We start from the raw sequence: 12,986 nt of genomic DNA, 5'->3' as shown, positions 1-12,986 counted from the left end.
AATTATCACAACAGGAGGTGGCATGCCATCAACATTAACTGAGCGGATTGTTGCCAATATTGCAGAGCGAAAGGCAACAAAACAAGAAGCGCTGGATAAAGAGATAAGCAAAGCTGGTGACGATAATACCGCACTCGCCTTGCTGTCTGAAAAGCAACGCAAGCTCAATACCGATTTTACTGTCAACACATGGCTTGATAGTGCAGCCAAAAAGGCTGGGCAAATCAGCATGGCAACACATGCGGTTAAGTTCACCCATAGCGCCGCAAAGGGCAGTAATTTCCTTGCTGAACAACTGGGTCACGACAATCGCTATCTGGATACCTTCTGTCTCGCCCAACCAGCCGTTGATGCGGTCGGAAATGCGGCAGCATTGGATGTCGCGAAGTTACTACAACTGACAGACGATACAGGTAAGAGTCTGTTGCAATATCTCAAGCAAGGGCAATCAGCCCCGTTGGAGCCATTGACTGACGATCATGCACAACTGACAAACTGGGTGGACGGTTTATCAGCGGCATTACAAAACCGTGCGCCAAGCAGCCATACACTCAGTAAACAGGTCTATTTCCCCGTTGCAGAAGATCCTTCTGGATATCACCTTCTTGCGCCCATGTATTCTTCATCACTGTCTCAGGCTGTATACAACGAAATTCAGCATTCGCGCTTTAGCCAAGAAATGAAAGCCGTTCGTGATGCACGTAAATCCAATAAAGCCGATAACAAGATGTTGGTGGCCTATCCTGATATCGCCATCACCGTCGCAGGTGGATCGAAACCGCAAAACATCTCTCAGCTTAACTCGGGCCGAGGAGGTTTAACCTATTTGCTCAACGCACGCGCTCCTGAGTGGCAAAACCAGTTGCCAAGGCTGAGCCAAACATCGGTGATATTCGAACAGTATGCGGTCCGTGCCGCCACTCGCCCACTGATTCATCGCTTGGCTACCTTTATCAAAGCAAATAAAAACGAAATCAGTACCCAATCTCACCGCGAAGCCCTTGAGCAAAAGGTAGATGAGATCGCCGAAGCCGCTTTGAATGCCGTGGCCTCTTGGCAAACACTACCAGCAGGATGGAGTAACGCGTATTCGCAACTTTCTGCATTTACCGCACGATGGCTCGACCCTGCCAACTCCAAATGGCAGGAAGAAAACGACGACTGGCGTGAACCGCTGAGCGCTGAGTTTGGTTTGTGGCTTAAAGACAGTGTTGTCGCAGCGGGGCGGCGTGAATTCATACTCGGTGCAGGCGAAGCCGATGAATGGCGGCAACAATTTAAGCAACTGCTTTGGGAGGTGAATTAATGCAATACCTAGTTTTAAAACACATCCGTATCGCCAATGCGAATGCCATTTCTGGCCTGACGTGGGGCTTTCCAGCCGTAAGCCACTTTCTCGGTTTTACTCATGCCCTATCGCGAAAAGCACAAAACAGCCAGCATCAGCTCACCCTCATTGGCTGCGGAATTGTCTGTCATCAACATCAGGTCCATTGCTACCGAGATACCCCTTACGAGCCTTATGGTTTTGCGCTGACTCGCAACCCGCTAACAAAAGAGGGCAAAACCGCACCCATTGTTGAAGAAGGCCGTATGCACCTCACGGTATCGTTGATCATTGAATGTGAAGGGTTGAACACATCCTGCGAGCAAACCAAAACTGAACAGTTGAATTACATCAAGCAGTTAGCACAGAGCCACAAACTAGCTGGCGGCACAATCACTGCAATCAACGATTGTTATCAACTTGATCCTACTCACCATAAACGTGAGCTGCGTAAATTATTACCGGGATTTGTGCTGGCCGATGCGAGCTCGTACTTGGCTGCTCTCAATGAATCAGAGCCAAATAATGCACTGCAGCATTGGCTCGACTTTTCCGCGCTGAAATATGCCAGCGAAGTAAGAGAAAGCGAAGATGGCGAAGAGCAAGTAAGTTGGGATCGTGTCGCCAAGCCATTTTCAGGCTATCTCGTTCCGGTTCAAATCGGCTACAAGAAAATTGCGCCAACGTTCGCGGCAGGTGAAGTAGCGAATGTCCGCGATAGCCAATCGCCAGTCAGTTTTGTCGAATCGGTCTACAGCGTAGCTGAGTGGATCGGTAGCCCGAGCCGTATTAACAACCTCCGCGACATGATTTGGCAATACCGTTACCACGATCCGTTTTATGTCTGTCACACCGCATCGGTAGCGGCAACACAGTTTATGTTGAACGAAGGCCTCGATGACGATTTTTAAGAATAAGGGATAGAAAATGACCAAATTAACAACACCTTCAGTACTCGCTTTCGAATCTAAACTAGCGTGCTCAGATGCCTTAATGTACGCAGGGAACTGGCAACAACGTGACAAGGTTGAAGCATGGCATCCAATATCCGTCATTGAAAAAGCAGTACGTGGTACCATCTCTAACCGAGTCAAAGGCGCGAAGGCGAGCAAAATTGACGCAGAAGTAGAAAAAGCAAACCTACAAACAGTCGACAATGCCGCACTGCCTTTCGATGCTGATACCCTAAAGCTAGAATTTACCCTGCGTGTACTGGGTGATTTATCAACGCCTTCAACATGTAACAACCCAGATTATCAAACAGCTTTAGCCGCTATGATCCGCCAGTACGTTGAGAATAATGGCTTCAAAGTGGTCGCTCATCGCTACGCTTCCAACCTCGCGAATGGCCGTTTCTTGTGGCGTAATCGCGTCGGTGCGGAAGCCGTAGAAGTACGTATCTCTCACAATGACAAACAGTGGGTGTTTGACGCCCATGCACTCACTTTAAAAGCGTTTGACGAGCAAAACCAAGCCTTAGCTGATATTGCGTCCGTCATTGAACAAGGGCTAATGGGTGAAAAAGCGACACTGCTAAAAATAGAAGCGTTTAGTCAGTTAGGTGACGGACAAACCGTTTTCCCTTCGCAAGAGCTAGTGATGAACTCAGGTAGCGGAAACAAGAGTAAATTCCTATATCAACTGAACGGCCAAGCAGCGATGCACTCGCAAAAGGTTGGTAATGCACTGCGCACCATCGACACTTGGTACCCGCAGGCTGATGAGTTCGGACCTATTGCTATTGAACCCTATGGTAGCGTGACCAATCGCGGCGTCGCTTATCGCAAGCCTAAAGAGAAGACCGATTTTTACAACCTGCTGGACAATTGGCTACTCAAAGATCAGCCGCCAGAGCTAGAACAACAACATTATGTCATGGCGATGCTGATCCGTGGCGGCGTATTCGGGGAGTAAGTATGGACTACTATTTGGATATTCAGGTACTCCCCGATTTGGACATTTCAGCTCCTGCGCTAATGAACAATTTATTCGCCAAATTCCACCGCAGCATGACTCAAACACTTCCCGGTGACATTGCCGTGAGCTTCCCCAAATACCATCGCTCATTAGGTGATGTACTTCGGTTGCATGGCACTGAACAAAATTTAAGTCAACTAATGGCATTACAATGGCTAAAAGGACTGCGGGACTACACCGACGTGAGCGACATTCGCAGCGTGCCAACTGATGTTAAAGGGTATCGCAATGTGTATCGCGTGCAAAAAAAGTCCGTGCATAATCGTCGTAAACGTTCAATTGCCAAAGGTTGGTTGTCAGAAGAGGAAGCAATTCATCGCATCCCCGATGAAGCGCAAAAAATGTTAAAACTCCCCTTCTTACAGTTAAAAAGCTTATCTAGTCAGCAAAACATGCGTGTGTATGTCGCCCTAGGTGAGCTGCTGTCAGAGCCAACAACTGGGCCTATCAACAGTTACGGTTTAAGTAAGACCGCAACCGTACCTTGGTTCTAGTCTCCCTGACCCTTTTTTTCTCACCGCTGTAAGTGATTGATTTTATATCAACATTCGCCACGGCGAAAAAAAGGGTTTTCTTGGTTAGTTTTCTACAAGCTCTTTAAAAATCAGGTGTTATACCATATTCTTTCCACTTCACTGCCGCACAGGCAGCTAAGAAAAATTCAAGGCGCATCGACAGTAAGATCTGTTCCTTCACTGCCGCACAGGCAGCTAAGAAAACGGACCCGAACATAAGCTGCAGGCTTTCTTGCTTCACTGCCGCACAGGCAGCTAAGAGAGTATCCCTCTAACTATTTTTGCCCAAAAACGCGATCATTCAGTGCTAAACGGTTGCTACTCTTTTTATCTAAAGAAGTAGAGATAGGAAAGTGTAGTTCTAGTTAGAATTAACAGACTGTGGGCAACCTTTAGAGCTGACATATTAACGGGTGGGCTGTGCGTTGTCACAGCGTTGGGTATAAGCGCCAACTCACATTATTACTATTTTTATAACAATTTAATCGCAACAAAATATTCTCGTATAGTGCTTATCGGAGACTCTTTCGCGCATTCAAATAGAAAAATGAAATTCTTGGGAAAAATGTTTTTTGGGGTAATAAATACGAGCAGCTTAATAAGTAGAATGACGTTTCTTTTCTACTATGCACATCGTAATACTTTCGCGTACAAATGAGATGAAAAGCTAACAGGAATTGGAGCGTGCAGCGGGAATCGAACCCGCATCATCAGCTTGGAAGGCTGAGGTAATAGCCATTATACGATGCACGCACATCGTGTCGACGAGAGTTAATATGCCAGATCTGACTGAAAAGAAAAGCCTTTTTTTATCAAAACCATGCCAACCGCTCGCTTTATCATCAAATCGTGCAGAATAGGTTCAATATGCCATTCTTGGCGCATTCAATAATTTAAATCACAGCACCTAAAAACTCCATTTTACGTTGGCAAACAGCAGCGTTGCTGGTGTTTCACCAAACACACTTCGCTTGGAACCATCAAAACGTTGAATCACCGTCAGGAGTTGCCAGTTGTTGGCTAAAGAGTAGCTATTTGAAAATCCTATAAAATATGAATCATCACTGTAATAGATAGTCGACACGCTCGCGCGACTTAACGGTGTAATATCAAATCCGACTTCGAGATAGCCTGTATGGCGTGCAAAGCTTAACGTTTTTGCGTTAAGGGGCAAATTTAAATACCGCTGCGCATTTTGTACTTCAATTGGGTGCTCGATGTACAACCACGCCATTCGGGCCAACCAGTTTCTTTCTCCGGCAAAGCTATAATCGGTCTCTAGACTGACAAGGGTATTGTCATTGAGTGATACACCTCGAAAGCTGTCTTTTCGCGCTTTGAACCAAGTCACCTCACCTCGCACGCCTGCGCCTTGCCAATCGGTCGCAAACCCTCCACCGAATACATTATCCAGTTGAGATTTTCCTCCTAGGAGTTGGTAATCCCATCCGTTGCTATTGCCATAGTATCTCGCCATATAATCATTTAGCTCACTGTCTTTACTCGGACTGAAAACAACATCCAGTCCATCCGCAAAGCCTAAGTCACGCTGCAACATAAATGCATCACTACCTGCTCGCTCTTCATAATCAAAATCGTAGATAGAGTAAGCGTTAAATAAGTCGTTGGGGTTCCAGATGGTATTCATTGACCAATTGACACGAAACCGACCCACTCTGGCAGCCCAGCTTCCTTTATTCCAATCCATGAATAAACGATCGAATTGGCTGTTGACGATCACGGTATCGTTTTCAGCTAGGTTATCACTTAGGTCCCAGTAACCTGCGTCCAGTCCAATCAATTGTTCATACTGGGGGATATCTAAACTGTCACCGACTAAAGCTCGGTTTCTTAACCCGATAGCCAGAGATACAGTTTTGTCAAAGCGGTATTCAAAGTTGAAACGCTGGTGCAGGAGGTGGTCAATGGTATTAGTGGTTTCATCAGGGGCTGTGTACGTCAGCATGTATTTTACATAGCCACCTAGGTCCCAATTCTTCTCTGGCTCCAAGCCTGGGATTTGTGCAAAAGCATGAGCAGATAGAAAATGACTGCCTGTTAACAATAAGGTGGTGAATAAACGCCTATTCATCTCCCACAACCTCAAGCGATATTTTGTTGCTAGAACCACACCAGTCCTGTTTTAGCTTGCCATCCTCAAACACAATGACGCGCCTGGCTCTTTTTATCACTCGTGGGTCATGGGTAGAAAAGATAAATGTCGTCCCTTCTTGTTCATTGAGCCTTTGCATGATATCGAGCAGTTCCGCGGTACTTTTCGCATCAAGGTTGGCGGTCGGCTCATCAGCCATAACGAATCGCGGATTAGGCGCTAACGCCCTTGCGACCGCGACTCTTTGCTGTTGTCCTCCCGACATGTTGCTTGGTCTTTTGTCTTTTTGCTCTGTTAAACCGACTTGCTTGAGCAGATCCAATGCTCGGCGTTTGCACTCTTTTTCTCTATGGCCTTGCAGTTGCATTACAAACTCAACGTTCTCTAACGCAGTTAAAACGGGTAGCAAACTGTAGTCTTGGAAAATAAAGCCTATGTGATCACGCCTAAACGCAATAAGCTCTTTTTCTGATAACGCGCAAATATCACAGTCATCAATAAACACTGAGCCGGAACTCGGCTTATCTATGCCACCAATCAAATTAAGTAATGTGGTTTTACCCGAGCCTGAAGGCCCCATGACAGCGACGAACTCCCCTTGCTCAATCACTAAATCCACATTTTGTACCGCATGAACCGGAAACTCAGTATCAGGGTTGTACGTTTTGCATAAGCGGCTTAGTTTAATTGTCATTAATTTTTCTCCGCCATCGCGTCCACAGGACGTTGTTTTAAAATTTGCCTTGCAGGGTAAATTGCGGCGAGTACACTCGCGACGAACACCGTCACAAAGGTGATTTGATACTCTCGATACGACACTCTCGGATATAAAACGGTATCAATACCATAAGCCCCTAACCCGTCCGACATACTTGCTAATGAAATTCCATAATGGTGTAAAATGGCCATCAGCGCGGCACTGGCGACCAAACCAAGCAGCGCACCTGTTGCGCCAAGCATCGTTGTTTCTAGCATGATCAAGCTAAATACTTTGTGCTTTTGCATGCCCACCGCCATTAAGACGCCAAATTCTTGCGTACGCTCAAACACCGACATCAGCATAATATTGATGATGCCAAACATCATCGCGATGACAAAAATGATCAAAATGATTCGGTTGCTCACATCCATGGTATTCATCATAGTGGCCAACATAGGTTGAATTTGTTGCCAGTCTCGAACCGAGATACGACTACCCGCGCTCTCTTCTTCCAGCATCTGGATGATGTCTGTTTTTATCTTTTCGAGTGCTTGGCTGTCCTTCAACAAAATGGCAATTTCATGCACACCTTGCATCGCGGCGGTCTTCTGTAAATCCGATTTGCGTACTAATACGTTCCCTTCATCAAACTGGGTAGATGGCGTTGAAAAAATCCCTCTGACACGATAAGCCGCCCCGACCACTTGGCCACCAGCATCGGTAAACGTCACTACCACTTTGGAACCTACTCGCAGCTTTAGACGCTCAGATAATTTTTGGGAAACGAGTATCGGGTTTCGACCTTCTCTGCTCAGCCACTCGCCTTCACTGAGTTTTGTACTTAGTGGCGTTATACGCGCCTCATCTTCTAAATCGATACCGTTAATCCGAACACCGCGATTACTCCGCGCGGATGCCACCATACCTACGGCGATAAACCTTGCAGAAACAGTGTCGACATCGGGTAAAGTGCGCAACTGCTGTGCCAAGCGCTCGCCCTCACTTACCTGCTCAGAAATGTCGGGGTTGCGAATGTATTGCGTGTTATGGATCTGCAAGTGACTGGTTTGCCATCGAATCGCATTGCTCAGCATGCTATCAACAAAGCCTGTCATAAACCCCATCATTGCGGTAACGCCCACCAAACCAAACACCATCGCCCCTAAAATGATGGCGGTGCGTAGCTTATTACGCCAGAGATTACGCCAAGCCAATTTAACGAGCATCGCCCCCTCCCTTTAGCCCACGAGCCACATTCAACTTTAAAATGCGAAAAATGGGATAAACCAAACAAAGCAACATAAGTGTGAGCACCGTGATGATTTGATTTGTGACTAATTGAGCATCAATCAAAACTGGCAGGATAGGCTCAAACCCATAATCTCGCATGAGCTGAGCAGCTTCGCCGGTGAGCTCTATGGGATTGAAGTAGAAATAAACTAACACCGGGGTTGAGATGAGTATTCCAAAGATCACTCCAGAACACGCGATTAAAAATGATTCGAGCAAAATCAGACTGGCGAGTTTCCTGCGCAGCATACCCGTTGCGAGCATGACGGCGAATTCTCGCTGACGTTCAAGCGTCATCATCAAAATAGTGGCAAATAGACCAAACCCAACAATGCCGTACAGGACGTACACCAAAAATATTCCACTGGCTTTGTCCATTAAGATCTGCTGTGCAAGTTCAGGTGAGAGCTCTTGCCAGTCTTTCACCACTGTCTTTGGCTCAAAAGATGCCTTAAGCAGGCTAACTGTTTCATCCAATTGTTTAAGTTCGGCAATATCCAAGACCCAACTGGTCACTAAACCCTGAGTCGAATAGAGCTGTTGAGCAGCGGTTAGCGGCATGTAGACAAGCTGACTGTCCAACTGCTGAAGCGGAAAATGAAGTATCCCCACCACAGGGAAAAGCCCCGCCGCTGTTTGACCACGATACCCCTGCCCATACAGCACCAGTTCATCCCCGACCTTCAGCTGTAAATAGCTTGCTAAACTCTCTCCGATCAACACAGACTTATCAGAGCGGTTAATAAATGTGCCAGCAATCAGCCTTGAACTTATGTTCGAGTACGCGTCTTCCTGTTCCGGTTCAACGCCCAATACCATCACACCTTTAGACCGTTCACCTGACGCCGCAAGCGCAACAGATTCTAATCGGGGCAATGCACGCGTCACGCTAGAAGCATCAAATACAGGTTGAATAAAGGCTTGGGTTTTAGGCAGTACGTCATCAATGCTGTTTGATGTGTAAAAATCAGGGTGTTGAAGCTGTATAAGCCCAGTATAAAACTTGGCGGCGTTTTCAATGTTAGCGCTGTAACTTCCTTCTTGAAAACTGCGGGTTAATAAAGAGAGAAATAGAGCCAAAGCGAGCGCCATAGACGTCAGCACTGTGCGCCTTTTCTGCCTCCAAAGGTTTCGCCACGCCAGTCTCACGAGCATAGTGTTACTCTCGCAGCGATTTCATTTGGCTGATAGAAAAGAAATCGCTGTCAATGTCAAAATTAAACTGAGCTCTGTGGGTGCTAAAGACCGTCTTGTGACCGGGCTTATCGACTGGCGACATTTCCATTTTGGTCGGTAACATCCGCCCTCCTATCTCTTTTATATCGAATGTTTCCAATACATTAACGAGATCTTCAAATTCATCAAAGAACTCGACTTTCCGTTGTAAATGCGTTTCCTTTGAAATCCAGAGCGTAACACGGCTCCATACAACGGGAGCTTCAGGCTTAGCGATAGCATCAATAACCCAGACAGGGTCATCGTCAAACGTATCGTCGCGAATGAGCTTATGTTGATAATCAACCACAATAGAGGATTGGTTGATAAGATCATCATTGGTAAAGTCCGACCCCATCCAAGATTGGCTTAACATAGACGGCGCGATTTTTATCACGCGTTCGATACTCGGAACCCAGTTCCACATTTCACGGTCACGTTTTAAAGAAGCACTGCCTTTGTCTTTAGCGGGAGCGGTCACCAAAACCAGCGAAAGCTCAGTCCCTTTTGTCCAGCTCTTCATACTCATTGAGCGTTTCCACTCGGGCCGTATTATCTCCATCGTTGCTTCACTGTAGCTTGAGTTTCCTCGCATCGCTTTATCGGATGCAGCAACGATTTCACTAGCATTAATAGACGATAAAGCACTGGCAGATATAGAAAAAGAAACCAGCGCTAATAGAAAGGAAAGACCTGTGATAAATGAGCGCATTACGCCTCCGATTCACAGCGGTACACTTAATTTACTATAGCAAGCTCAGTGAATGTATAGATGAGAGTTTGTTCAAAGATTAGGCTGAGAGTGCAAGTGTAGCGCACTTAAAAGAAACAGCCTTCGCAGATACGAAGGCTGAATAGTGGGAACGATTAGATATGAGTCACGGCAACATATTGGCTAAGTTCGTCGTTGCTTACAGTGGTCACATGCTGGTTATCAAGATAGAAGGCCACACTATCTTGTGCCTTTTCACCGCGTAACGTTTTTACCGTTCCATCGGTGTAAGAGATCTCCATTTGCATTGTATTCTCGTCTATTTGCTGCATAGAGGTCTGTTCAATGCTGCTGTTGTTTGACAGAGGCACTCCCGTAAGAGAGCTATCGAGTTGATCATTCACTTTGATGTAGTTCTTTGTGGGTGTATCCACAACGGCTGGCGATTTACCCGAAATTGGGTTTGTGCCTGTCCAAAACTCGATGGTGTTGAAGATAAACAGGTCCGCTGCACCAGCAATACCATACACCGGAGAAAGCAATAGAAACATTCCTTCTCGGCCATAGCGGTTATCGACAACTTCAAGGTTAAACTTGGAGACCAAACCCGTTGTAGCCATTTGCCCCATACATCCAGTTAAAGCTGTTAAACCTAGGCCAGCAACCACGGCCATTTTTAATGCGTTAGATTTCATGATGTTTACCACTTAGGAAAGATGCGGCGAATCCTACACCCAAACGCGAGATTTTCGATCTCTTTCCACTCACAATTGACATAAAACTAACCTTAGTTAAATATCTGTTTTATATGCAATATCGTATTATTTCACCCATAAATATTGGGACTTTATACCTATCCATTTTACTAATACTTCCTACCCGCTCGAAAAAAACACCGAATGCAATATGCCACTCATTTCATTCGATATAAAACTCTGCATTATTTCGTTCTTTCACCATTGATTACTGTATGTTTTATAAACAAACAGTTTCATCAACCATTCAAATGTTAAAAATTTACAATAGATAAAACAGCAGTCAATTGAAATTTATAACCACAATACAACTTATAATCAGTCATTAAATCCAAATTAATCACTCAAACTCAGTCATTATTAGAACTGTTTTCTAGATCAAATTTTCCGATAAAAATGTTGCGCGAAGAACAATAAAGTGAAAAATACCAAATGTTACTCATTTGTAACAAAACACAACATTTTATAAATATTATTCATATAAACCTTATTTCACAGGCAGGAAAAGCATGACAAAGCGTATTTCGCTTGCTCTTTTGGCAAGCACTTTTGCAGGTAGTGCTGCAGCATCCAGTTTGGATGACACGATCAATGAAATGGTCGCACCTATCGTCAACCCTTTTGTAGGCATGATCTTCTCGACCATTCCGTTCCCTTTTACTGACGTACAGGTGCCTTGGATCGTTCTTTGGTTAGTTGTTGCAGCAATATTCTTCACTCTATACCTTGGGTTTATCAACATTCGCGGATTTAAACACGCGATTGATTTGGTGTCTGGTAAATTCTCAGATCCAAAAGCCAAAGAAGAGGGGGAAGTTTCTCACTTTCAAGCACTAACAACAGCCCTTTCAGGGACAGTAGGTTTAGGTAACATCGCGGGTGTGGCTGTGGCTATCTCCATCGGTGGTGCCGGTGCAACATTCTGGATGATTTTGGCAGGCCTATTAGGTATGTCGAGTAAGTTTGTTGAATGTGCATTGGGTGTGAAATACCGTAATACTAACCCTGATGGCTCTGTTTCAGGCGGCCCAATGTACTACCTGAGCAAAGGCCTTGCTCATCGTGGTAATGCAGCTTTCGGTCGCACCCTAGCAGTCCTGTTTTCCGTCTTCGCTATTGGCGGTTCACTGGGCGGCGGAAACATGTTCCAAGCGAACCAAGCGTTCAAGCAAGTGGTTAGTGTCACTGGTGGAGAAGCGTCTTTCTTTGCAGATAAAGGCTGGTTGTTCGGTATTATTCTCGCGGTTATCGTTGGTATCGTCATCATCGGTGGCATCAAATCCATCGCAAAAGTGACTGAGAAAGTCGTACCTTTCATGGCGACTATTTATGTAGGCGCTGCTTTAATCATCCTTGCAATGAACTTCAACCATATCGATGATGCGTTCGGCGCTATTTTCAACGGTGCATTCACTGGCGAAGGTATTACAGGCGGTATCATTGGTGTGTTGATTCAAGGCTTCAAGCGAGCGGCATTTTCGAACGAAGCGGGTGTGGGTTCGGCAGCTATTGCACACGCAGCCGTAAAAACGAAAGAGCCAATGTCAGAAGGTTTTGTCTCCTTGTTAGAACCATTCATCGACACTGTGGTTATCTGTACGATGACGGCACTTGTTATCATCATCACAGGTTACCTAGATACTGATACTGGGCTGGCGGGAGTAGAGCTAACCTCAGCCGCATTTGGCAGCGCGATTAGCTGGTTCCCTTACATTCTGGCTATTGCAGTTGTGTTGTTCGCTTTCTCTACCATGCTGTCTTGGTCTTACTATGGTCTTAAAGCTTGGACATTCCTGTTCGGTGAGAGCAAAACCGCTGAAATCATCTACAAAGTGAAGTTCTGTGTCTTTGTAGTGATTGGTGCAGCAATGAACCTAGGCCCGGTTATCGACTTCTCAGACGCGATGATTTTCGCCATGGCATTGGTCAACATCGTTGGTCTCTACATTCTTGTTCCAGAAGTGAAACGTGACTTAGCCGATTATCTAGAACGCTTTAATGCCGGTAAAGTGTACAAAACGCAGAAGAACCCAGAACTTATCGAACAGCCAGAATAACGATAAGTCATCCAAAAACAGCAGACATAAGTCTGCTGTTTTTTTATTTTCTATTATTTAATACATTTCACTAACTCGCGATTAAAAACCAGAGAATCACTCTCACCTGTGTTTCTTACATTCCTCAAATTCCACACATATCCCTACAAAATCATCGATGTAAACCTCAATTTACTCTCTACCTTCGAGTCAAATTAAGCATTTTTTAACATTTTGATTACACTTAGATAAACTTTTGGACACTAAAATTGATCGCTGTTTCTTTCTGTTATATCAGCAAAAAACAATGGCGATTGAGCAACCAATAGCGATTTGTGTTGATTAC

11 protein-coding genes and 1 tRNA gene are annotated in these 12,986 nt (G+C 45.3%); 5 read left to right on the top strand and 7 right to left on the bottom strand.

From position 1 onward, the window contains the following. Positions 1–22: 22 nt before the first annotated feature. From csy1 to cas6f, 4 genes are read left to right on the top strand one after another with little or no spacing between them, the layout of a single operon-like run. The gene (gene csy1 / locus VNE01S_RS05595; RefSeq protein WP_053394904.1) at positions 23–1,306 is read left to right on the top strand and encodes a type I-F CRISPR-associated protein Csy1; all 1,284 of its coding nucleotides are present in this window, start codon (positions 23–25) and stop codon (positions 1,304–1,306) included. Beyond that, on the top strand, positions 1,306–2,238 hold the full coding sequence (gene csy2, locus VNE01S_RS05590) for a type I-F CRISPR-associated protein Csy2 (RefSeq protein WP_053394905.1): 933 nt from the start codon (positions 1,306–1,308) through the stop codon (positions 2,236–2,238). The genes csy1 and csy2 overlap by 1 nt, the downstream gene beginning before the upstream one ends. Positions 2,239–2,254: 16 nt before the next feature. Then, positions 2,255–3,241 carry a type I-F CRISPR-associated protein Csy3 gene (csy3, locus tag VNE01S_RS05585; protein WP_053394906.1) on the top strand — a complete coding sequence of 329 codons (987 nt, stop codon included), beginning with the start codon at positions 2,255–2,257 and terminating at the stop codon, positions 3,239–3,241. A gap of 2 nt (positions 3,242–3,243) precedes the next feature. Beyond that, positions 3,244–3,798 carry a type I-F CRISPR-associated endoribonuclease Cas6/Csy4 gene (gene cas6f / locus VNE01S_RS05580; RefSeq protein ID WP_053394907.1) on the top strand — a complete coding sequence of 185 codons (555 nt, stop codon included), beginning with the start codon at positions 3,244–3,246 and terminating at the stop codon, positions 3,796–3,798. A gap of 699 nt (positions 3,799–4,497) precedes the next feature. Here the strand turns inward: cas6f and VNE01S_RS05575 are convergent. The 7 genes from VNE01S_RS05575 to VNE01S_RS05545 form a co-directional block, all read right to left on the bottom strand. Further along, positions 4,498–4,572, bottom strand: a tRNA-Gly gene (locus tag VNE01S_RS05575). A 154-nt stretch (positions 4,573–4,726) separates the two neighbouring features. Continuing rightward, the gene (locus VNE01S_RS05570) at positions 4,727–5,911 is read right to left on the bottom strand and encodes a hypothetical protein (protein WP_053394908.1); all 1,185 of its coding nucleotides are present in this window, start codon (positions 5,909–5,911) and stop codon (positions 4,727–4,729) included. Continuing rightward, entirely contained in the window at positions 5,904–6,626 is a 723-nt protein-coding gene (locus VNE01S_RS05565) for an ABC transporter ATP-binding protein (protein ID WP_053394909.1), read from the bottom strand. The genes VNE01S_RS05570 and VNE01S_RS05565 overlap by 8 nt, the downstream gene beginning before the upstream one ends. Then, positions 6,626–7,858, bottom strand: a complete 1,233-nt coding sequence (locus VNE01S_RS05560; protein WP_053394910.1) for an ABC transporter permease — start codon at positions 7,856–7,858, stop codon at positions 6,626–6,628. The genes VNE01S_RS05565 and VNE01S_RS05560 overlap by 1 nt, the downstream gene beginning before the upstream one ends. Next, a complete protein-coding gene (locus VNE01S_RS05555) occupies positions 7,848–9,077 on the bottom strand; it encodes an ABC transporter permease (RefSeq protein ID WP_053394911.1) in 1,230 nt (409 codons plus the stop codon). Before VNE01S_RS05555 ends, VNE01S_RS05560 begins: the two co-directional genes overlap by 11 nt. 4 nt (positions 9,078–9,081) lie before the next feature. Next, positions 9,082–9,849: an outer membrane lipoprotein-sorting protein gene (locus VNE01S_RS05550; protein ID WP_053394912.1), complete on the bottom strand. Its 768-nt coding sequence runs from the start codon at positions 9,847–9,849 to the stop codon at positions 9,082–9,084. A 155-nt stretch (positions 9,850–10,004) separates the two neighbouring features. Next, on the bottom strand, positions 10,005–10,544 hold the full coding sequence (locus tag VNE01S_RS05545) for a DUF3332 domain-containing protein (RefSeq protein WP_053394913.1): 540 nt from the start codon (positions 10,542–10,544) through the stop codon (positions 10,005–10,007). Between the two features lie 569 nt (positions 10,545–11,113). On the opposite strand from VNE01S_RS05545, the gene VNE01S_RS05540 reads away from it, so the two are divergent. After that, on the top strand, positions 11,114–12,661 hold the full coding sequence (locus VNE01S_RS05540; RefSeq protein ID WP_053394914.1) for an alanine/glycine:cation symporter family protein: 1,548 nt from the start codon (positions 11,114–11,116) through the stop codon (positions 12,659–12,661). Positions 12,662–12,986: the final 325 nt, after the last annotated feature.

Origin of the sequence: Vibrio nereis NBRC 15637 (genome assembly GCF_001591105.1) — a bacterium.
GTDB lineage: Bacteria > Pseudomonadota > Gammaproteobacteria > Enterobacterales > Vibrionaceae > Vibrio > Vibrio nereis.
The sequence above is the reverse complement of the archived record's forward strand: the minus strand, read 5'-3'. Positions and strand labels throughout refer to the sequence as shown.